Source organism: Phenylobacterium sp. (assembly GCF_036501465.1).
GTDB lineage: Bacteria > Pseudomonadota > Alphaproteobacteria > Caulobacterales > Caulobacteraceae > Phenylobacterium.
The window spans coordinates 32811-52349 of the sequence record NZ_DASYAF010000071.1 but is presented as its reverse complement, the minus strand read 5'-3'; the positions used below and the strand labels follow the sequence as shown (position 1 = coordinate 52349).

General features: G+C 69.6%; 20 protein-coding genes. 10 read left to right on the top strand and 10 right to left on the bottom strand.

The features are described 5' to 3' along the window. Positions 1 to 3: 3 nt before the first annotated feature. From VGL85_RS07525 to VGL85_RS07500, 6 genes are all read right to left on the bottom strand, one after another. Positions 4 to 1083: a Glu/Leu/Phe/Val dehydrogenase gene (locus VGL85_RS07525; RefSeq protein WP_331587642.1), complete on the bottom strand. Its 1080-nt coding sequence runs from the start codon at positions 1081 to 1083 to the stop codon at positions 4 to 6. 74 nt (positions 1084 to 1157) lie between these two features. Next, positions 1158 to 2207: an alpha/beta fold hydrolase gene (locus VGL85_RS07520; protein ID WP_331587640.1), complete on the bottom strand. Its 1050-nt coding sequence runs from the start codon at positions 2205 to 2207 to the stop codon at positions 1158 to 1160. 119 nt (positions 2208 to 2326) lie between these two features. Further along, complete coding sequence (locus VGL85_RS07515; RefSeq protein WP_331587638.1) at positions 2327 to 2953, bottom strand: glutathione S-transferase family protein; 627 nt, start codon at positions 2951 to 2953, stop codon at positions 2327 to 2329. Next, positions 2950 to 3216 (bottom strand): DUF3253 domain-containing protein, encoded by a 267-nt coding sequence (locus tag VGL85_RS07510; protein ID WP_331587636.1) that lies wholly within the window; start codon positions 3214 to 3216, stop codon positions 2950 to 2952. The genes VGL85_RS07515 and VGL85_RS07510 overlap by 4 nt, the downstream gene beginning before the upstream one ends. After that, positions 3216 to 4364 (bottom strand): acyl-CoA dehydrogenase family protein, encoded by a 1149-nt coding sequence (locus tag VGL85_RS07505; protein WP_331587634.1) that lies wholly within the window; start codon positions 4362 to 4364, stop codon positions 3216 to 3218. Before VGL85_RS07505 ends, VGL85_RS07510 begins: the two co-directional genes overlap by 1 nt. An 18-nt stretch (positions 4365 to 4382) precedes the next feature. Continuing rightward, positions 4383 to 5579: an acetyl-CoA C-acetyltransferase gene (locus VGL85_RS07500; protein ID WP_331587632.1), complete on the bottom strand. Its 1197-nt coding sequence runs from the start codon at positions 5577 to 5579 to the stop codon at positions 4383 to 4385. A 154-nt stretch (positions 5580 to 5733) separates the two neighbouring features. Between VGL85_RS07500 and VGL85_RS07495 the strand changes: the two genes are divergently transcribed. The 4 genes from VGL85_RS07495 to VGL85_RS07480 all read left to right on the top strand — a co-directional run bounded on the left by VGL85_RS07495 (position 5734) and on the right by VGL85_RS07480 (position 9465). Beyond that, positions 5734 to 6207, top strand: coding sequence for a PaaI family thioesterase (locus VGL85_RS07495; RefSeq protein WP_331587630.1), 474 nt, complete (start codon positions 5734 to 5736; stop codon positions 6205 to 6207). Beyond that, positions 6204 to 7877, top strand: a complete 1674-nt coding sequence (locus tag VGL85_RS07490; RefSeq protein ID WP_331587628.1) for a glycosyltransferase family 4 protein — start codon at positions 6204 to 6206, stop codon at positions 7875 to 7877. Before VGL85_RS07495 ends, VGL85_RS07490 begins: the two co-directional genes overlap by 4 nt. Positions 7878 to 7975: 98 nt before the next feature. Next, positions 7976 to 8329 carry a GFA family protein gene (locus VGL85_RS07485; RefSeq protein WP_331587626.1) on the top strand — a complete coding sequence of 118 codons (354 nt, stop codon included), beginning with the start codon at positions 7976 to 7978 and terminating at the stop codon, positions 8327 to 8329. A 125-nt stretch (positions 8330 to 8454) separates the two neighbouring features. After that, on the top strand, positions 8455 to 9465 hold the full coding sequence (locus VGL85_RS07480) for an MsnO8 family LLM class oxidoreductase (protein WP_331587624.1): 1011 nt from the start codon (positions 8455 to 8457) through the stop codon (positions 9463 to 9465). Here the strand turns inward: VGL85_RS07480 and VGL85_RS07475 are convergent. The 3 genes from VGL85_RS07475 to VGL85_RS07465 are packed head-to-tail and all read right to left on the bottom strand — an operon-like array spanning position 9462 to position 12196. Beyond that, entirely contained in the window at positions 9462 to 10256 is a 795-nt protein-coding gene (locus VGL85_RS07475; RefSeq protein ID WP_331587622.1) for a hypothetical protein, read from the bottom strand. The genes VGL85_RS07480 and VGL85_RS07475 overlap by 4 nt on opposite strands. A gap of 13 nt (positions 10257 to 10269) precedes the next feature. Continuing rightward, entirely contained in the window at positions 10270 to 10899 is a 630-nt protein-coding gene (locus VGL85_RS07470) for a glutathione S-transferase (RefSeq protein WP_331587620.1), read from the bottom strand. Positions 10900 to 10912: 13 nt separating this feature from the next. Beyond that, complete coding sequence (locus tag VGL85_RS07465) at positions 10913 to 12196, bottom strand: NupC/NupG family nucleoside CNT transporter (protein ID WP_331587618.1); 1284 nt, start codon at positions 12194 to 12196, stop codon at positions 10913 to 10915. 188 nt (positions 12197 to 12384) lie between these two features. On the opposite strand from VGL85_RS07465, the gene VGL85_RS07460 reads away from it, so the two are divergent. The 6 genes from VGL85_RS07460 to VGL85_RS07435 all read left to right on the top strand — a co-directional run bounded on the left by VGL85_RS07460 (position 12385) and on the right by VGL85_RS07435 (position 17587). Continuing rightward, positions 12385 to 13104, top strand: a complete 720-nt coding sequence (locus tag VGL85_RS07460; RefSeq protein ID WP_331587616.1) for a hypothetical protein — start codon at positions 12385 to 12387, stop codon at positions 13102 to 13104. Beyond that, positions 13104 to 13316, top strand: a complete 213-nt coding sequence (locus tag VGL85_RS07455) for a helix-turn-helix transcriptional regulator (protein WP_331587614.1) — start codon at positions 13104 to 13106, stop codon at positions 13314 to 13316. Before VGL85_RS07460 ends, VGL85_RS07455 begins: the two co-directional genes overlap by 1 nt. Before the next feature lie 90 nt (positions 13317 to 13406). Next, a complete protein-coding gene (locus tag VGL85_RS07450) occupies positions 13407 to 14516 on the top strand; it encodes a hypothetical protein (RefSeq protein WP_331587612.1) in 1110 nt (369 codons plus the stop codon). 191 nt (positions 14517 to 14707) lie between these two features. Beyond that, complete coding sequence (locus tag VGL85_RS07445; protein ID WP_331587610.1) at positions 14708 to 15850, top strand: ABC transporter permease; 1143 nt, start codon at positions 14708 to 14710, stop codon at positions 15848 to 15850. Further along, positions 15847 to 16602 (top strand): ABC transporter ATP-binding protein, encoded by a 756-nt coding sequence (locus tag VGL85_RS07440; protein ID WP_331587608.1) that lies wholly within the window; start codon positions 15847 to 15849, stop codon positions 16600 to 16602. The genes VGL85_RS07445 and VGL85_RS07440 overlap by 4 nt, the downstream gene beginning before the upstream one ends. Before the next feature lie 10 nt (positions 16603 to 16612). Next, positions 16613 to 17587: an efflux RND transporter periplasmic adaptor subunit gene (locus VGL85_RS07435; protein ID WP_331587606.1), complete on the top strand. Its 975-nt coding sequence runs from the start codon at positions 16613 to 16615 to the stop codon at positions 17585 to 17587. 96 nt (positions 17588 to 17683) lie between these two features. On the opposite strand, the gene VGL85_RS07430 is transcribed toward VGL85_RS07435, so the two are convergent. After that, positions 17684 to 19471, bottom strand: a complete 1788-nt coding sequence (locus tag VGL85_RS07430; protein ID WP_331587603.1) for a hypothetical protein — start codon at positions 19469 to 19471, stop codon at positions 17684 to 17686. Between the last annotated feature and the right edge of the window lie 68 nt (positions 19472 to 19539).

The window sequence follows — 19539 nt, the reverse complement described above, 5'->3', positions numbered from 1 at the left end:
CGACTAGGCCGCCGCCTTCTTCTGTTCCGCGGCGCGGTTGATGCGGGCCTTGGCCATTTCGCCGGCGACCTCGTGGGTCGGGCGGCGGTCGGCCTTGGAGCGGTCGAGCACCTCGGCCAGGGTCGCGAGCAGGGTGTCGAGCTTGCCGGCCACCCAGGCGGGATCGAAGGCCTCGCCGCGCTCCAGGGCGCGGATCTCGCCGGCGACGTTGATGATGCCGCCGCCGTTGATGACGTAGTCCGGCAGGTAGAGCATGCCGCGGTCGTAGACGGCCCGGCCGATCTCCGGATCGGAGAGCTGGTTGTTGGCGCCGCCGGCGATCACCTTGCAGCGCAGGCGCGGCAGGGTGTCGGCGTTGACCGCCCCGCCGAGCGCGCAGGGGGCGAACACCTCAGCCTCGGCGTCGAAGATCTGGTTGGGGGCGACGACCTTGGCGCCGGTCCTGGCGGCGACCTCGGCCAGGGCCTCCTGGTTCACATCGGTGACGATCAGTTTCGCGCCGGCCGCGTGCAGCTTCTCGGCCAGGTAGGCGCCCACGTGGCCGACGCCCTGGATGGCGACGGTGACGCCGGCCAGGTCGCGGCCGAGGGCCCGCTCGACGCCCAGCTTCACGCCGCGGAACACGCCCTCGGCGGTGACCGGGCTGGGATCGCCCGAAGCCGCCGCGTGGCCGGTCAGGCCGGCGACGAAGCGGGTGGTCTTGCGCGCGTGCATCAGGTCGGCCGGCGAGACGCCCACGTCCTCGGCGGTCCAGTACTTGCCGCCCACATCCTCGACCGCGCGGCCGAAGGCCTCGAACAGGGCCGGCGTCTTCATGGTGCGGCTGTCGCCGATGATGACCGCCTTGCCGCCGCCCAGCTCCAGGTCGGCCATGGCGTTCTTGTAGGACATGGCCCGCGAGAGCCGGAGCGCATCCTCCAGCGCCGCCTCGGCGCTCACGAAGGGCCACATGCGGCAGCCGCCGGCGGCGGGGCCGCGGGCCGTGGAATGCACCGCGATGATGCATTTCAGGCCGGTTTTTTCGTCAAAGAACGAATGGACGCCTTCGTGGCCCTCGAAAGCGGGGGAATCGAACAAGGTCATGCCGCCTACATCGTCGGAGTTGGGGAAGGATTTGCGGGGGAAGGCTCTACCCCTCGCCGGTTAACGGGACAACCCTAGTTGAGCGATTGGCCCGAAGGCGATCCGGCCGCCGCCTGGAGTCGACCGTTCGTCGTGGTTGGGGCGCTGGGGATCTTCGGCGCGCCCGAGGGCAAGGGGCCGTGCGGGTCCTTGATGAAGGCCGCGATATCCTTCCAGACCATGGGCCCTTCGTGGTCGCGCATCATCAGGTGATAGCCGTGGGCGTAGTAGGCCGAGCGGTCGGTGGGCTTGAGCTGGGAGGCTGCCTTGAAGGCGGCGTTCTTCGGGATGATCTGGTCGTGGGCGCCGTAGAGGTAGAGCGTCGGCAGGCTGGCCTTGCCCACGTCGCCGGCCGCCTTGTCCATGGTGGTGACCAGGCCATAGAGGGTGTCGGAGCGCGCGCCCCAGATCATCAGCGGGTCCTTGCCCATGGCGATCAGCTCTTCGCGGTTGTCGGAGGGCGTGACGTGGGCGGTGAGCCAGCTCGGCGGCTCATAGACCTTCGGCCCGGTGAAATTGGCCGCGAACCACAGGAGCGTCTTGTTGGGCAGGGGCTGCGAGCGCCAGCCCCAGACCGCCGGCGACATCAGCACCAGGCGATCGGCGCTGGGCGGGCGGTCCGAGGCAAAGGCCTCCGCGGCCACGGCGCCGCCCAGGCTCTCGCCGGCCACAGCGATGATCGCATGCGGATACTTGGCGCGCGCCAGGGCGGCCACGGTGCGCAGGTCCTCGACCATGAGGTCGTCGCCGGCCCAGATGCCGCGCCCGGGCGAGCGGCCGAAGCCGCGCTGGTCGTAGGCGATGGTGGTGATCCCCTGGCTCGCCCACCAGGGCGCGGCCATGTGGAAGGCGTTGGCGTAGTCGTTCATGCCGTGCACGCCGACGATGACCGCCCAGGGCTCGCCGCTGGTGGCGTCCCACTCCGACAGCCCGAGCCTGGCGCCGTCGAAGCTGATGATGTCGCTGGCCTCGATCCGGGGGCCGGAAAAGCCCAGCGGCGGGCGGCCGGCCTGTTGGACCATGAGCGGCGTGCAGGCCCCGAGGCTCAGGGCGGCGAAGAGAACGGCGAGCGTGCGGAGAATCATGTCGTGGGACGATCTGCCAGACCGTTTCGGCGGATTCGAGGCGACTTCACGTCGCGCCTCCCTCGCCGTCGCCGCCCCGACCGTGATGGCCGCGGCCTCGCGGCTATGGGCGGCGGGCGTTAGGCCGCGAGCATCCCCTTCTCCTGGGCGATCAGCTTGGCGAAGGCGGGGCGTTCCCAGATCCGGCTGATATAGGCGTGCGCCTTCGGGTGCGCCTTGGCGTCCATGTGGCAGTCGCCGTGCGCGAGCGTGGCCAGCGGGCTCGCCACCGCGATGTCGGCCAGGGTGAAGCGGTTCTCGACCAGGAAGCCGGAGGCGGGCGCGACGCTCTCCAGATAGTCCATCAACTTTGGGAACTCGGTCTTCTGGGCCTCATCGGCGACAGCCAGGTCGCCGGGCCGGCCGAAAAACTTCGGCGAGACGACGCGGTTGAAGAAAATCTTCCCGCCACAGGCCGCCACGATCGTGTCGCCGAATTCCTCGTACCAGATGGCCCGCGCGCGGGCCTTCGCCTCGGTCGGGATCAGGTTCGGTTCGGGATGGACCGCTTCCAGGTAGGTGATGATCGCCGTGGAGTCCGAGATCGTGAAATCGCCGTCGCGGAAGCCCGGCATCTTGCCGAACGGGCTGACCTCCCTGAACTCGGGATCCATCTGGGACTTCAGCTCGAAGTCGACGCCCTTCTCCGTGGCGAAGACGAGCGTCTTGCGGACGAAGGGGCTCAGCGAATTCCCATAGATGATCATGGCGCATCTTCCTTCTGTTCAGCGTCCGGCAGGCGCATCCGCCAGACGCCTTTGAAGTCGTCCGGATCGGCCGGCTTGTTGTGGCGTAGGATCGTGAGCTTGCCCTGGCGCGCCAGGCCACGGGCGACGGCGCGGACGTGGCCGAGACTGCGCCGCCAGCCCTCCGGATCGGCGGCGCGGGCGACATCTTCCGGCGACACCGACTTGCCCGGCACGACCTTGGCCAGCAGGTCGAAGATGGCGGTCTCGATGGCCTCGCTCATCAGCCGCCGCGCTTCAGGGTCTCGCGGGCGATGACCACCTGCTGGATCTGGCTGGTGCCCTCGTAGATGCGGAAGATCCGCACGTCGCGGTAGAGGCGCTCGATGCCGTGGTCGGCGACGTAGCCGGCGCCGCCGAAGATCTGCACCGCGCGGTCGGCGACGCGGCCGACCATCTCGGAGGCGAAGTACTTGGCGGCCGCCGCCTCCATGGTGACGCTCTGGCCGGCGTCGCGCTTGCGGGCGGTCTCCATGGTCAGCGCCTTGGCGGCCAGCGCCTCGGTCTTGGAGTCGGCGATCATCCCTTGCAGCAGCTGGAAGTTACTGAGCGCCTGACCGAACTGCTTGCGCTCGGTCATGTAGGCCACGCAGTCCTTGATCAGCCGCTCGGCGACGCCGATGCAGACCGCCGAGATGTGCAGCCGCCCGCGGTCCAGCACCTGCATGGCGACCTTGAAGCCCTCGCCTTCCCGGCCCAGGCGGTTCGCCGCCGGCACGCGAACATTGTCGAAGATCACGTCGCAGATGTGGGCGCCCTGCTGGCCCATCTTCTTCTCAGGCTTGCCCACAGACAGGCCCGGGAGGTCGCGCTCCACCAGGAAGGCCGAGACGCCGCCGGCGCCCGGCTTGTCCGGATCGGTGCGGGCCATGACCGTGAAGAGGTGGGCCTTGTTGGCGTTGGTGATGAAGCGCTTGGCGCCGTTCAGGACGTAGTGGTCGCCGTCCTTGATCGCCCGCGTCTGGACGTTGGCGCTGTCGGACCCGGCCTCGGGCTCGGTGAGCGCAAAGGAGGTGACGATCTCGCCGGTGGCGATGCCCGGCAGGTACTTTTCCTTCTGCTCGTCGGCGCCGAACATCACCAGCCCCTGGCTGCCGATGCCGACATTGGTGCCGAAGGCCGAGCGGAAGGCCGGGCTGGTGCGGCCGAGCTCGATGGCCACCAGGCACTCGTCTTCCATGGAAAGGTCCAGGCCGCCGTATTCCTCCGGGATCGACAGGCCGAAGAGCCCCAGGGCCTTCATCTCCTCGATCAGCTCGGGGGGCATGGCGTCGTCTTCCGCCACCTTGGCCTCGAGCGGGCGCAGCCGCTCGGCGACGAAGCGGGCGACCGTATCGATCAGCTGATCGCGGGTTTCGGTGTCGAGCGCCATGGTCGTTTCCCCTTGAACTCAGGCGCGCTCGAAGATCGCGGCGATGCCCTGGCCGCCGCCGATGCACATGGTCTCCAGGCCGTACTTGCCGTCTCGGCGCTTCAGTTCGCGCAGCAGGTTGGCCAGGATGCGGCCGCCGGTGGCGCCGATCGGGTGGCCGAGGCTGATGCCCGAGCCGTTGACGTTGAGCCGGTCGCGCTCATCCCAGCCCCAGCCCTTCAGCACCGCCAGCACCTGCGGCGCGAAGGCTTCGTTCAGCTCCACGAGGTCGATGTCGTCCCAGGAGAGGCCGGTGCGCTCGAATAGCCGCTTCACCGCCGGGACAGGGCCGATGCCCATGCGCGAGGGATCGCAGCCGGCCGCCGCCCAGCTCACGAAATAGCCCATCGGCTCCAGGCCCAGTTCTTCCAGCTTGTCCTCGGCGACCACCAGGCAGGCGGCGGCGGCGTCATTCTGCTGGCTGGCGTTGCCGGCGGTGACCACGCCGTCCTTCTCGATGGGGCGCAGCTTGCCGAGGCTCTCGGTGGTGGCGTCGGCGCGCACGCCCTCGTCCTGCGCAAAGACGATCGGATCACCCTTCTTCTGCTTCACCGAGACCGGGACGATCTCGTCGTCGAACTTGCCGGCCGCCCAGGCCGCCGCCGCGCGCTGATGGCTCATGGCGGCGTATTCGTCCGACGCTTCGCGGCTGATCTGGTAGTCGCGCGCCAGGTTGTCGGCGGTCTCGATCATGCCGCTGATGACGCCAAAGCGCTCGATCGGCTGGCTCATCACCCGCCCGCGCGCCAGGCGGTCGTGCATGGTCACCGAACCGGCCCGCGCGCCCTTGCGCATGTCGGTGGTGTAGTACTCGGCGTTACTCATGCTCTCGACGCCGCCGGCGATCACCACGTCGGCCACGCCGGTCTGGACCATCATCGCTGCGTCCACCACCGCCTGCAGGCCAGAGCCGCAGCGGCGGTCGAGCTGGTAGCCGGGGATTTCGATCGGCAGGCCCGCCGCCAGCGCAGAATACCGCGCGATGCAGGGCGCCTCGCCCGAGGCGTAGCCCTGGGCGAAGATCACGTCGTCGATCTTCTCCGGATCGACCCCGGTGCGCGCGACCAGGTCCTTGATCACCACGGCGCCAAGCTCGCCGGCGGTCATGTCGCTGAGCGCGCCGAGGTACTTGCCGACGCCGGTGCGGATGGGGGAGACGATGGCGGCGCGCTTCATGGGGTTCCGTTCGCAATGGGGCCGTTGAAAACGACGGACCTATAGCGCGACGGGCTCGGCGGCGTCCAAGCCAGATCGCATGAGGGCCGCGGGACCTTTCCTGAAAGCCGCCCCCATGCTTTAGCCCTGGCGAAGGCAACGAGGGTGCGGACCGGTGGACGGCGCGAGCGGCGACAACAACTACGCCTCGAAGATCAAGCTCATCACCGAGGGCGAGTGGGCCGGCTGGAACTTCTATCCGGGCGGTGACCCGTTCGAGGACCTGGCCGGGCCGTTCTATTGCCGGGTAGACGAGCAGGGCCGGCGCATCAGCGCCTTCAAGGCCGAGCGCAAACACATGAACGGCGGGATGTTCATGCACGGCGGCTGCGTGATGACCTTCGCCGACTTCTGCCTGTTCTGGATCGCCCGCGACGCCATCGACGGCTCGGCCAGCGTGACCGCCACCTTCAACGGCGAGTTCGTGGGCTCCGCCGGCGTCGGCGACATCGTCGAGTGCGTGGGCGAGGTGGTGAAGGCCGGCCGCTCCATGGTCTTCGTGCGCGGAATCATCGCCAACGCCAGCCACGGCGGCGAGCCGATGATGAGCTTCTCCTCGGTGCTGAAGAAGACCGGCCCGCGTCCGTGAAGACGGTCTTCTTCTTCGATCCCGACGGCTACTCGCTGACCGGCCCGAAGCTGATGGGCCGCCAGTCCGCCGGGGCCGGGTTCCTGCGCGCGGCGATCAAGGGCGCGGGCGAGACGCCGGTCGCGGTCAGCGTCATGACCCAGAGCGCGGCCAAGGCCTTCCAGGCGCATATGGAGACCGCCGGAGCCGGCGTCCGCTACGAGATCCTCGCCGCGCGCAACCTCGATCAGCTGGCGCAGGCCGATGTCTACTTCCGCCCCGACGTGGTCCTGACCGATGACGCGCGCTGGCGACTGCGCATGGGCCCCGCCGCCTACAGCCTGTGCGGCCTCACCCACACCCTGGCCTCCGACCGGGTGATGGACGTGTTCGCGCGCCTGCCGTTCGAGCCGCTTATGGCCTGGGACGCGCTGATCTGCACCTCGAAGGTCGCCCGCGCGGTGCTGACCCGAGTGTTCGATGAAGCTGAGGCGCAGCATCGCTGGCGGACCGGCGAGCCCACCGCCGCCCTGCCGCGGCCGATGCTGCCGATCATCCCGTTGGGCGTGCATTGCGAGGACTACGCCTTCAGCAAGGCCGACCAGGCCGCGGCGCGCGCGGAGCTGGGGTTGGACGACGACACCGTGGCGGCGCTCTCGTCGGGGCGGATCTCGATGAACGCCAAGGCCCATCCCCTTCCGATGATGACCGGCCTGCAGGCGGCGGCGCAGCGGCTGGGCGCGGGCGGGACCGGGCGCAAGCTGGCCCTGATCATCGCCGGCCAGGCCGAGACGCAGGGCACGCTCGAGATGTTCCGGCGCGCCGCCGCCGAGCTCTGTCCCGACGTGCGCACGATCTTCGTCGATGGCGCCGATGCCGGCCGCTACCGGCAGACTTGGGCGGCGGCCGACATCTTCATGTCGCTGTCGGACAACATCCAGGAGACCTTCGGCCTGACCCCGATCGAGGCGATGGCGGCGGGCCTGCCGGCCCTGGTCAGCGACTGGAACGGCTACAAGGACACCGTCCGCGACGGGATCGACGGCTTCCGGGTCCCCACCTGGGCGCCGGAGCCGGGCGGCGGCGAGCGGCTGTCGCGCGACTTCCAGACCGGCGAGATCGCCTATGGCATGTATCTGGCGCGGGCGAGCAGTGCGGTGGCGGTGGACATTCCCGTGCTCGCCGAGCGGCTGGACGCGCTGATCGTCGATGCCGATCTGCGCCGGCGGATGGGGGCGGCGGGCCAGGCCCGGGCGCGCGAGGCCTATGACTGGGCGGTGGTCTACGCGCAGTACCGCGAACTCTGGACCGAGCTCGACGCCATCCGGCGGCGCGCCCAGGCCGACCCGAAGACCGCGGCCTGGCTGGCGGCCGCCCCGCGGCGCAGCCCCGACCACCTGGGCCCGTTCGACGCCTTTGAAAGCTTCCCGACCCGCCATGTGGGGCCGCGGACCGTCGTGGGGCTGGGCTCGGTCGCCTCGAGCGAGGCCTACCGCGCCTTGATCGAGCAGGAGACGCTGCGGCATCTTTGGGTGGTGCCGCAGGTGTTCGAGGCCTTCCAGCGCTGCCTGGCCGACGGGCCGCTCAGCGTGGCCGACCTTTCCGCGAAGAGCGGGGTCGACCTCACGCCGACCATCGAGGCGGTCGCGCGCCTGGCCAAGCTGGACGCGGTCACCCTGCGCGCGCCCTGAACGGCGAGGGGTCGGCCGCAACTGTCTCTGGACAGACGACCTTGCCGGGGGCCCCATGGTCGCCCACATGGCGCCCTAGGGAGACGCCGGAGAGATTCATGATCGAGGCCGCCTGCCATTGCGGCGCCGTGCGCCTGACGGCGCCCCGCGCGCCGGAGACGGTGACGGAGTGCAACTGCTCCATCTGCCGCAAGCTGGCCGCGCGCTGGGCCTACTACTCGCCGGCCGAGGTGACCCTGCCCAAGGCCGGCGCCACCCAACCCTATGTCTGGGGCGACCGGATGCTGGCCTTCCACCGCTGCAAGGCCTGCGGGGTCACCACCCACTGGCAGAGCCTGGACGGCGCCCAGGAGCGGATGGGGGTCAACGCGCGGCTGATGGACGGGCTGGACTGGGACAAGGTCCGCGTCCGCCGCTTCGACGGGGCCGACAGCTGGACCTATCTGGACTGAGCCAAGTTCATGCGCCGTCATCCCCGGACTTGTCCCGGGGACCCATACACGCCAAGTCCTCAGGTGATCTCAACACCGGTGTCCATGGATGGCCGGGACAGGCCCGGCCATGACGACCAGAAACTATGATCCTTTCAGTTCTTGATCTCAGTCCCGTCACCGGCGAGGCCACCCAGGCGCAGGCGGTGCGCGAGACGATCGAGGTGGCCAGGGCCGCCGAGCGGGCCGGCTATCATCGCCTGTGGCTGGCCGAGCACCACAACATCGCGGGCCTGGGTTCGCCGGCTCCGGAGATCCTGATCGCGGCCCTGACCCAGGCGACCTCGACGCTCCGCCTGGGCTCCGGCGGAGTGATGCTGGTCAACCATTCGCCGCTGAAGGTGGCCGAGGTGTTCATGGAGCTGGAGGCGCTGGCGCCCGGCCGCATCGACCTGGGCCTGGGCCGGGCGCTGGGGACCGACGCGCGCACCGGCGGCGCCCTGCGCTCGGTGGGATCGGAGGCCTTCCCGCAGTACTTCCACCTGCTCTCCACCTGGCTGCTGGACGCCTCGGGCAAGGCGCCGATCGGCGACGACAGCCCGCTGCACGACATCCACGCCAGCCCCTCCGGCCCCTCGCACCCGGACGTGTTCATCCTTTGCACCTCTGAGGAGAGCGCCGCCTTCGCCGGCCAGATGGGCGTGGGCATGGTGTTCGCCGAGTTCATCGCGCGCACCGACGGCGACGCGGCGGTGGCCGCCTATCGCGCGGCCTTCCAGCCCTCGCTGTTCCGCGCCGAGCCATGGGCCGGGATCGCGCTGATCGCCTACGCGGCGGCGACCGCCGAGCAGGCCTGGGCGCAGGACGCCCTGCGGCGCGCGGCCAACGTCTCCATGCTGTCCGGCCGCCGCCGCCGCTTCCGCGACCTCGACGCCGCCGAGACCTTCCTCGCCGAACACCAAGGCACGCCGGTCCGCGCCCTGGTCGAGGCCCGGACCATCGCCGCCGACGCCGCCACGGTCCAGGCGCGGCTGGCGGACAAGGCCAGGGCCGCCCAGGCCGACGAGGTCTTCGTCATGGCGACCGGTCCGTCGCTTGACGCCCGCATCCGGTCGCTGGACCTGATCGCCGCCGCCCACGCCGCGGCCGCAGCCTAGTCGGCGACCTTCCAGGCTGCGCCGTCGCGCACCAGGTTGGAGAAGCCGCCGTCGGACCCCAGGACCACGGCGGTGTGTTGGCGGATCACCACCCGCCTGGTCGCCTTCAGCTCCTTGACCATCTCGCGGCCCATGGCCGCGGCCTGCTTGAACTGCTCCGGCGGGAGGGACCGCAGGCTCGAGCTTTCGGCCGAGACCGCGAGCGCGGCGGCCAGGTCGCCGCGGGCGATGGCGTCGGCGCGGGCCAGCAGCACCTTCACCGGCTCGCTGGCCACCGCGGCCGGCCCTTTGAGGTCGGCCTGCACCGCGTCGACCGCCAGCGGCGCGTCGAAGGTGAAGCTCATCCCCTCGCCCTCGTACTGGCCGGAGACGCGGGTGGCGGTGACCTCCAGCCGCTTGAACAGGCCCTGTGAGTTGGAGATCGAAGAGTTGGTCAGCGAGGCGCGCGGATCGGCGGGCCTGGCCAGGATCACCATGTGCATCTCGGTCGGGGCCTTGGGCGCGAACTCGAGCATGATCCCGTGCGCCGCCTGCTTGCGCGCGAGCGTGGTCACCGGCGGGAAGGCGACGCCGTAGAGCGCCTCGGCCGGCACGTCCTCCTGGCTCAGCACCAGGCGAATCTGCGGGCCCTTGTCGAGCAGGCCTTCGAGGTTGTCCTGGCTGAGGGCCACGGCGTGGGTGAGCGCGAAGCTCCCGGCGTCGCCCTTGAACTGGCCGGTGGCGGCGCCGGCCTGGGCCCAGACCGGTCCGGCGAGCAAGGTCGCGGCGAGAGCTAGACCAAGGGCGCGCATGGGGCGGTCTCCTCTAGGTGGCCTGTGGCATGCCGGCCTTGGCGGCCGGGCGGGCGGACATGGCGGCGTGCCAGCGGACCACGTTGGGCAGATCCTCCGGCGGCCTGACCTTGATCATCCGGGCAAAGTCCAGGCCGATGAAGGCCAGGATGTCGGCGATGGTGATGCGCTCGGCCGCGATCCAGTCGCGCCCCTCCAGCCGTCGGTCGAAGAACTTCAGCGCCTTCAGCGCGCTGTCGCGGCTGTGCTCGCCGACCGCCTGGTTCTGCTGTTCGAGCGCGGCCATGGCTGGGTGGGTGTGGCGCACGCCGATCATCATCGGGTGGGCGACCATCAGCTCGGCGCGGCGCGTCCACATCTCGATGACGCCGATCTCTTCCGGCGTGCGGCCGAACAGGTTGGGCTGCGGATAGCGGCTTTCCAGGTAGCGGCAGATGGCGACGGACTCGCCGATCACCGTGCCGTCATCGAGCTCCAGCGACGGCACCAGCGGCAGGCCGGCCTTGGCGACATATTCCGGCGTGCGCTGTTCGCCCTGCATCAGGTTCAGCGTGATGACCTCGATGTCCTCGATGCCTTTCTCGGCCATGAACCAGCGGACCCGGCGCGGGTTGGGCGCGAGCAGGGTGTCGTAGAGCTTCATGATCGGCCTCCGCCTACTTGCCGAACAGGCCGGACGGCATGGCGCCCACCACCGAGGCGGTGAGGCAGGTGGCCAGGAAGCCGGCCATCATCGCCTTCCAGACCATGCCCATGATCTCGCCGCGCCGCTCCGGCGCAAGCACCGAATAGCCGGCGACATTGATGCCTACCGAGGCGATGTTGGCGAAGCCGCAGAGCGCATAGGTCATGATCATCCGCGTGCGCTCGTCCAGCGCGCTGGTCGGGATGGCGCTCATGCGGATGAAGGCGGTGAACTCGGTCAGCACCAGCTTGACGCCCAGGAGCGAGCCGGCGGTGGGCGCGTCGGCCCACTTGATCCCCAGCGCCCAGGCCAGCGGCGCAAACACCACGCCCAGGATGCGTTCCACCGAGATCGGCTGGCCGCCCACATTGCCCAGCATGCCCAGCAGGCCGTTGACCATCGCCACCAGGGCCACGAAGACGATCAGGGTCGCGGCCACGTTGAGCACGATCGACAAGCCGTCGGAGGTGCCCTTGATCAGGGCGTCGACCGAGCTGTCGTAGGTCTTGTCCTTGATCGCCTCGGCGTCGGCCTCGACCTCGGCCTCCGGCACGCGCGGCACCAGGATTCGGGCCAGCAGCACGCCGGCCGGCGCGGAGATCAGCGAGGCGGTCAGCACGTGGCTGGCGGCGTTCGGCAGCACGTCCTTCAGGATCGTCGCATAGGCCACCATGGTCGAGCCGGAGACGCAGCTCATCCCCACCGCCAGCAGCATGAACAGCTCCGAGCGCGACAGGCTGGGCAGGTAGGAGCGGATGAAGATCGGGCCCTCAACCTGGCCCATGAACACCGTGGCGGCGGTCGCAAGCGCCGGCGGCCCGCGCAGGCCCATGGTCTTGGAGAACACCACGCCGAAGCCCTGGGTGATCCAGCGCAGGATCCGCCAGTGCCAGAGCAGGGCGGCGAGGGCGCAGACCACCAGGATCACCGGCAGGACGCGGAAGGCGAAGACGAACAGCGCGCCGGGGTTGGTCAGGTTGTAGGGCTGGTCGCCGGACCCGGCCAGGAAGCCGAACACGAAGGCGACGCCGGCCTGGGTGGAGGCCGAGAGCCCGTCCACCGCGTGGCCGACCTCCTGCAGGCCCGCGCGCAGCGCCGGCAGGCCGAACAGCGCCAGCACCATCACCGCCTGGACGACCACCGCGCCGATGGCGAGCTTCCACGGGAAACGCCGGCGGTCTTCCGAGAAGGCCCAGCAGATGCCGATGGCCGCCGCGATGCCCACAAGGCTCTGCGCATTCTCAAGACCGAACATCCAGCGAAACCCCCCGACCGCGATTCCGGCGGTCCTCGCTACGATTAGAGCGGCAGATGCGCAGCTTCCGCAAGCGGGGTCCCGGCAGGGGCCTTCCCAACGGGAGCGAGCTCGCAGGACATTTCGTTTGACGGCTCATATTTATCGTATAACAATATATTCGCATCGTTCAGCGGATGGAGGGCGGGATGGCGGCGACACTGGCGAAGACCGGATGGGGTGCGAATTTCCCGGACGGGTTCGGCCTGCGGACCTTCGGGCGCGCGATGTCCTGGGTCTGCCTTGGCCTGTCGGCCCTCCTGGTGGTGGTGGCGGCCGGCTCGGTCGCAGCCGATGTCACCCTGGCCTCGGGCGGCTTGACCGCCTGCGGGCCTCCGGTGGGCGCGGCCGCCGTCCGGACCTGCCCGTCGGGCTCGATCACCATGACGTCGCAAGTGGTCTATGCGCCGGACGGGCATGTGATTTCCCGCAAGACCCTGCCGGGGCCGCCGCCGGACATGACGCGCTGGTCCCCGGCCACCTTCGGCGGCCTGGCCTGGATCATCACACCGCTGCTGCTGGCCGCGGCGCTGTGGCAGGGCAGCCGGTTCTTCGCCGACCTGGCGCGCGGCCGGGTGCTTCAGGCCTCGACGGTCCGGCGGCTGCGGAACTTCTCGATGCTGGGCGTCGCCTTCCTTCTGTCCGACGCCCTACTCGAGTCCGTCGTCAACGCCGTGCTGGGCCTGTTCAGTCGCCAGACCGTGCGCTTTGCCTGGCCGTTCATGATCAGGTCGCCTCAAGCCCAAGCCGGCTGGACACTCTCGGGAAGTCTCCTGCTCGAGATCGTCTTCGCGGCGGTGCTGATCGCCATGGTGAGCGTGCTGGCCCGCGCCGCGGCGATCGCCGAAGACCACGCCCAGATCGTCTGATGCCGATCCGCGTGACGCTCAATGTGATGATGGCCGAGCGCAACGTCCGCTCGAAGGAACTGGCGGCCTATGTCGGCATCACCGACGCCAACCTGTCGCTCTTGAAGCAGGGCAAGGTGAAGGGCGTGCGCTTCGAGACCTTGGAGCGCATCTGCGACTACCTGGACTGCGAGCCCGGCGACATCCTGCGCCGCGAGAAGCGCGCGCCATAGGCCGCCGCCTTCGGGTCTGCTAGGCTCCACAGCTCATAACGACGGGCGTCGGCCTTGCGTCAGGACGCCCGCACCTTAGGGAGCTGGGCGATGAGGAACGGGGTTTCCGTTGCGGTGTTGGCGTTCGTGCTGGGGCTGGCCGGGGCGGCGCGGGCCGCCGATGCGCCGAGCGCCACAGGGCCCGCCAAGGCCAAGGCCTATTCCCCGCCGCGCACCCCATCCGGCCATCCGGACCTGACCGGCGTCTGGTCCAACGCTTCGGTCACCAACCTCACCCGTGCGCCGGGCGTGGCCAAGCTGGTGGTCGGCAAGGACGAGGCCGCCAAGCTCGCCAAGGACAGCCCGTTCGAGAAGCTGGCGGCGGCCGAGGAAGGCCCGTCCAACTTCAACGACAACCTCCTGAAAGACGGCAACAACGACCGCGGCTACAACACCTTCTGGATCGACCCGGGCAAGAGCCTGGCCAACGTGAAGGGCGAGTTCCGCACCTCCTGGATCGTCGAGCCGGCCAACGGCCAGCTGCCGCTCTCCGACGAAGGCCGGAAGCTGCTGGCGCAATACCGCAAGGACCGCGCCGACCACCTGTTCTACGGGCCGGAATATCTGCCGGTGTCGGAGCGCTGCCTGATCGGCTTCACCGGCGCGGGTGGGCCGGGGATGCTGAACACCATCTACAACAACAACTACCAGATCGTCGAAACGCCGGACGCCATCGTCATCGACGTGGAGATGGTCCACGACGCGCGCGTGATCCCGCTGTTCAAGGACAAGGCCACGGCGCTCGCCCATCACCGGCCGCAGGCTATCGATCCCTGGCTGGGCGACAGCGTCGGCTGGTGGGAGGGCGACACCCTGGTGGTCGAAACCATCCACGTGAACCCCGAAGAGGGGAGGACCGGGCCGATCTATCTGTCGGACAAGGGCCGGGTGACCGAGCGCTTCACCCGCACCTCGCCGACCCAGATCTTCTACCGCTTCGAGGTGGACGATCCTGTCTACTACACGAGCCACTGGGCGGCGGAGGAGAGCCTGAACGCGCGCAGGGAGCACGTCTACGAATACGCCTGTCACGAGGGCAACTACGCCATGACCGGCATCCTGGGCGGCGCGCGCAAGCAGGAGGCCCAGGGCATCAAGCCGACCATGGGCCCCGGAATCTTCGGCACCCCGATCCCGGAAAAAACCAAGGGCGGCGAATAGCTTAGCGGCGCACGACGCCCATTACGAAAGCTTAATCCCGAAAACCGCATCCGCCGCGTGCATCGGCGGTCTCTCACTGTTGAACGCGAACTTTCGGCGGCCGGGGCCCGCTGGAACGGCCCCTCTGGCGGGGCCGGACGGGCCCTCCCAGGCGACCGGATCATCCCGCCGCGTTCGGACCGGAGAGGACCATGTCGCTGGCGCTGGCCACCCTGCTGTACGAATGGAAACGCTACAGCGCCGCCATGGTGGCGCTGGCCTTCTCGGGCCTGCTCGTCCTGGCCCAGGTCGGCATGTTCACCGGCATCGTGCAGGGGATCACGGCGTCCATCGACCGCTCGCGCGCCGACCTGATGATCCTGGCGCCGAAGAACGAGAGCCTGATCAATTCCGGCCCCAACGGCCTGCCCGAGCGCGTCCAGCCGCTGATCTATCTGAACCCGGAGGTGACCGAGGTCGAGAGCCTCGACGGCGACGGCGCGCGCTGGGTCAACACGCCGGAGAAGGGCCAGAAGGTCGTCACCACCTACGTCAACACCTTCGACGTCGATCCGCGCCCCGACTCGGTGACCCTGCCGACGGACTATCCGGAATCGATCCGGCTCGCCCTGCTCGAGCCCTACGCGGTGATCATGGACAAGACCGCGCTGGCGCGGCTGGGCACCAAGCTCGGCGCCGCCGCCACCTTGAACGGCAAGACCGTCCACGTGCGCGGCGTGCTGCAGAACTACCCCAACGTCGACCAGCCCACGGTCTACATGTCGCGCGACACCCTGCGGCTCCTGGGCATGGGCCCGAAGAACGGCAAGACCGGCCCGCTGATGGTGCGGATCAAGGATCCCGCACAGGCGGACCGGGTGCGCGACCAGCTGAACGCGGTCAGCAACGGCGCCTACAAGGCCTGGAGCAAGCCCGACCTCGCCGCGGCGAACCGCAAGGCGATCATGGGCGAGCAGATCATCGGCATCTTCCTGGGCTTCTCGCTGTTCCTGGGCCTGTTGATCGGCGTCGGCATCACCTCCCAGACCCTGCGCGGCGCGATCCTCGCCAGCATCAAGGAGTTCGCGAGCCTGCGGGCGCTGGGCGTCTCCATGGGCTCGCTCAGCAGGATCGTGCTGGAGCTGGCGCTGTGGGTCGGCGTGGCCGGGCTGATCGCCACCTTCGTCTTCACCGCCGGGATCTACCTGCTCGGCTCCAAGTTCGGCATGCCCATGGGCTTCCCGATGCCCTGGGTGATCACGGTCGTCATCCTGCTGCTGGTCATCTCGATCCTCTCGGGGGTGTTTTCCCTGGGGGTCCTGAAGCGCAGCCAACCCGCGGACCTCCTGCGATGAGCTCGGCCTCCGAACACGCCCTGAACGCGCATGGCCTCTACAAGCGCTTCAAGACCGGGCGCACCCATATCGAGGTGCTGAAGCGGGTCGACTTCGACGCCCTGCACGGCGACGTGACCATGGTCATGGGCCCCTCCGGCTCCGGCAAGTCGACCCTGATCGCCACCCTTTCGGGCCTCCTGAAGCCCGACGAAGGCCAGGTCGCCGCGCTCGGCCAGGACATCTGGAGCCTGCGCCAGGGCAAGATCGACCGGTTCCGGCTCGACCACTGCGGCTTCATCTTCCAGGGCTTCAACCTGTTCTCGGCGCTCACCGCCCTGCAGCAGGTGGAGATCGTGCTGAAGTACCAGGGCGTGCCGAAGCGCGAAGCGCGCCGCCGGGCCGCCGACGCGCTCGCCGAAGTGGGCCTCGAGACGCGCATGAACTCGCGCCCGTCCGAGATGTCGGGCGGCGAGAAGCAGCGGGTGGCGATCGCCCGGGCGCTCGCCAAGTCGCCGCAGCTGCTGTTCGCCGACGAGCCCACCAGCGCGCTCGACGGCGAGAACGGCCAGGTCGTCATCCGCCTGCTGCAACGGGCCGCCAAGAGCCATGGCGCCGCGGTGGTCTGCGTGACCCACGACCCGCGGCTCGAGGCCTACGCCGACCGCATCATCCACATCGAGGACGGGAACATCCTGGGCGACCACCGCGTCGTCAGCACCATCCCCAACTCCGAGCCCCATCACCACCGCCCCGCATTGGTCGGGGCCTGAGGACACTCTCATGTTCGCTTTTCTCAAGAGCCGCATCTTCTGGATCGTCGCCGTCGTGCTGATCGTCGGCGCCGGCGGCTTCGTCGTCGTGAACGGCCAGATGAACGCCAAGAAGGCCGAAGCCGCCAAGCTGGCCGCCGCGAAGGCGCCGCTCAGCCCCTATGTCGCCATCGCCAACGGCAAGGCCGACGTGGAGGGCGGGGTGATCCAGGTGGCCGCGCGCACCTCCGGCGTGGTCCGCGAGGTCGATGTGCAGGAGGGCGACCAGGTCAAGAAGGGCCAGGTGCTGGCCCGCCTGGAGGACGACCAGCCGCGCCTGCAGGCGCTGGAAGCCGACGCCGAGCTGCGTCAGGCCCAGGCCCAGGTCGCCCTGTTGCAGGTGCAGATCGCCACCGCCAAGCGCGAGTTCGGCCGCGTGCAGTCGCTGATCGACAAGGGCTATGTCTCCAAGCAGTCGGTCGACCAGGCGCAGGACGCGATCCGCGGCGCCGAGGCCAGCCTGCAGGCGCAGAACGCGGCCATCGGCACCGCCCAGGCCAAGCTGAGCCAAGCCAAGTTCAACGAAGAGCTGACCGTCATCCGCGCGCCGGCCGACGGGCGGATCGTGCGCCGCTACGCCAACCCCGGCGCCGGCGCCTCGACGCTGAACGTCTCCAACATGTTCGACCTGGAGCCCCGGGCCGATCGGATCGTGCGCGCCGAGATCTCCGAAAGCGCCCTGCCCTTCGTGCAGATCGGCCAGGACGTGCAGCTGTCGGCCGAGGCCGATCCCGCCAAGGTGGTCAGCGGCCGGGTGCTGCGCCGCGCCGAGGTGTTCGGGGCGCGCAAGCTGACCTCGGACGATCCGACCGAGAAGACCGACGAGCGGGTCGTCGAGGTCGTCGTCAGCACCCAGGGGACGCCGTTCCTGATCGGCCAACGAGTCCTGGTGAAGTTCATGCGGACCCAGCAGCAGGCGCAAGCCAGAACGCCTGCGGTGGGATAGCGGGTCCGCATAACCCTCCCCCGTCCAGCCCCAAGAGGACGGGGGAGGACTCCCTCTAAGGCCCGGGACCCCAAGCCCGGGCCTTCTTTCTTGCGCCTAAGACACCGGCGGGGCCGGGCAGCCCGGGGCCGCCACCGGCGTCACCGTCTGGCGGCTGACGGTCCCGGTTCCGGCCGGCAGGTAGCTGATGACCTGGTCCGCCTCGCCCGGCGGTTTCACCTTCAGCACATAGGGATGGCTGGCGTCGCCCGGCTCTGCGGCGATGATTTCCAGGAGCCGCATGCCGTCGCGCAGGCCGGCGGCGTAGGCGGGCCCGCCCGGCTTGACCCCGGCCAGGGTCATGTTCGCCGCGCGGGTGGCGTCGGGGTCCCAGCCGCGGTCGAAGGCGGCGACCTGGACGGTCTCGACCGCGAAGCAGGCGCCCAGGGCGCCGCGCGGCAGGTCGATGGGCTCGCCGTCGATCATGTGGCGCTGGATCAGCGGACGCGGATCGATGCCGGTCACCGCCTGGTAGGCGGCTGGGAACAACTCGGCGGCATGGCGTGTCTCGCCCTTCACCGCCGCCATGCGCCGCATCTCGCGCATCACCGCATCCAGCGACGAGCCGTGCGCCCGCGCCTGGGTGTCCAGCGTCGCGGCCAGGATGGCGCCGCGGTAGTAGGGCAGCTTCTGGGCGTACTGGTTGACCCAGAAATTGGTCATCACCACGGTGTTCGGCGCGGCCTTCAGCGGCGAGATGGCGTAGCGGGCCAGGGTCTCGTTCCAGCGCGCGGCGAAGTCGGCGGGGCCGAACTGGCCCGCGGCCAGCATCAGCTTCCAGGCGTAGTAGTCGGTGAAGCCCTCCGAGAACCAGAATCCCAGGGGCTCGGTCGGCCCGTCCGGCAGACTGCCCAGCAGGACCGGGTTCCAGGTGTGGAAGTACTCGTGCGCCAGGAGCCAGCGCAGGTCGAGCTGGTCCGAGGCGGGATCGACCCACAGCGCAAACGCGTCGGAGCGGCCGCGGCCGTTCATCGACAGCCGGCGACCGACGCTCAGCGTCGGCGACATGGCCACCAGATAGGGCTTGGCCTTCTCGCCCCAGAAGGCGCGCTCGGCGGCCAGGATCTCGAACACCTTGGCGGCGAAATCCTTGTCGGCGAAATTGTAGCGGCCGACGATCGCCACGCGCAGGCGGACATTGTCCACGCGCTTTTCGATCAGGCGCACGTCCCGCCCGCCGATGACGACGCTTTCCTGGATATCGTCGACGGTGCCCGGGCGTGTCGCCTTGCGGCCGGGTCCGGCCAGGTGCTCCAGGTCCGAGGCGAAGCCGAAGCCGCCGATCCCGAACAGCGAGCGCGGCGCGCCGGCCCATTCGAAGGTCGCCGGCGACTTGTCGTGATCCTCCGGGGTGGCGAACAGGCCCTCGCCCAGGGCGAAGAACCAGTCGGGCCGGATCACCGGCCAGGTCTGGTGGCTGTTGTCGTCGGTCGGGTCGCGCCCGTAGGCCGAGACCACGCGGTAGCTGGCGGTGATCGGCGTTCCCGGCGCGGCGTGGACAACCCAGGCGCCCGGCCCGTCCGCCGTCGCCTCGCCGCCCTCGATCCTGACGTCGCGAGCGAAGCGCCAGAGCCGGTCGTCCTCGCCCGTCCTGGCCCAGGCGAGCCGGCTCCTGCCCGACGGCCCCTCGTGGAAGCGGATCTCGACCTTCAGGGCGGTGATCTTGTCACCCGCCATCACCGGCGACAGCCGGTAGGCGACGGGGTCGGGCAGGACCGGATGCGGCTGGACTGGCGTAGGCAGGGTTGGCGTAGGCAGGGTTGGCGCGGGCGGGGATGGCGCAGGCTGCGCCCGGGCGGCCGCGGCGCCGAGGACCAGGACTGCAATCGCCGTCAGCCAACGCATCGCCCGATCCTAAGCGCGGCGCGAGCGACCGCAATCGCCGCGCCCTTCTTGACGCCCCAGCTTGACGC

Excerpts from the sequence above, each read along its gene's own strand:
- VGL85_RS07525 (WP_331587642.1), bottom strand. The coding sequence starts at position 1,083 with ATGACCTTGTTCGATTCCCCCGCTTTCGAGGGCCACGAAGGCGTCCAT.
- VGL85_RS07520 (WP_331587640.1), bottom strand. The coding sequence starts at position 2,207 with ATGATTCTCCGCACGCTCGCCGTTCTCTTCGCCGCCCTGAGCCTCGGG.
- VGL85_RS07515 (WP_331587638.1), bottom strand. The coding sequence starts at position 2,953 with ATGATCATCTATGGGAATTCGCTGAGCCCCTTCGTCCGCAAGACGCTC.
- VGL85_RS07510 (WP_331587636.1), bottom strand. The coding sequence starts at position 3,216 with ATGAGCGAGGCCATCGAGACCGCCATCTTCGACCTGCTGGCCAAGGTC.
- VGL85_RS07505 (WP_331587634.1), bottom strand. The coding sequence starts at position 4,364 with ATGGCGCTCGACACCGAAACCCGCGATCAGCTGATCGATACGGTCGCC.
- VGL85_RS07500 (WP_331587632.1), bottom strand. The coding sequence starts at position 5,579 with ATGAAGCGCGCCGCCATCGTCTCCCCCATCCGCACCGGCGTCGGCAAG.
- VGL85_RS07485 (WP_331587626.1), top strand. The coding sequence starts at position 7,976 with ATGATCGAGGCCGCCTGCCATTGCGGCGCCGTGCGCCTGACGGCGCCC.
- VGL85_RS07480 (WP_331587624.1), top strand. The coding sequence starts at position 8,455 with ATGATCCTTTCAGTTCTTGATCTCAGTCCCGTCACCGGCGAGGCCACC.
- VGL85_RS07475 (WP_331587622.1), bottom strand. The coding sequence starts at position 10,256 with ATGCGCGCCCTTGGTCTAGCTCTCGCCGCGACCTTGCTCGCCGGACCG.
- VGL85_RS07470 (WP_331587620.1), bottom strand. The coding sequence starts at position 10,899 with ATGAAGCTCTACGACACCCTGCTCGCGCCCAACCCGCGCCGGGTCCGC.
- VGL85_RS07465 (WP_331587618.1), bottom strand. The coding sequence starts at position 12,196 with ATGTTCGGTCTTGAGAATGCGCAGAGCCTTGTGGGCATCGCGGCGGCC.
- VGL85_RS07460 (WP_331587616.1), top strand. The coding sequence starts at position 12,385 with ATGGCGGCGACACTGGCGAAGACCGGATGGGGTGCGAATTTCCCGGAC.
- VGL85_RS07455 (WP_331587614.1), top strand. The coding sequence starts at position 13,104 with ATGCCGATCCGCGTGACGCTCAATGTGATGATGGCCGAGCGCAACGTC.
- VGL85_RS07450 (WP_331587612.1), top strand. The coding sequence starts at position 13,407 with ATGAGGAACGGGGTTTCCGTTGCGGTGTTGGCGTTCGTGCTGGGGCTG.
- VGL85_RS07445 (WP_331587610.1), top strand. The coding sequence starts at position 14,708 with ATGTCGCTGGCGCTGGCCACCCTGCTGTACGAATGGAAACGCTACAGC.
- VGL85_RS07440 (WP_331587608.1), top strand. The coding sequence starts at position 15,847 with ATGAGCTCGGCCTCCGAACACGCCCTGAACGCGCATGGCCTCTACAAG.
- VGL85_RS07435 (WP_331587606.1), top strand. The coding sequence starts at position 16,613 with ATGTTCGCTTTTCTCAAGAGCCGCATCTTCTGGATCGTCGCCGTCGTG.
- VGL85_RS07430 (WP_331587603.1), bottom strand. The coding sequence starts at position 19,471 with ATGCGTTGGCTGACGGCGATTGCAGTCCTGGTCCTCGGCGCCGCGGCC.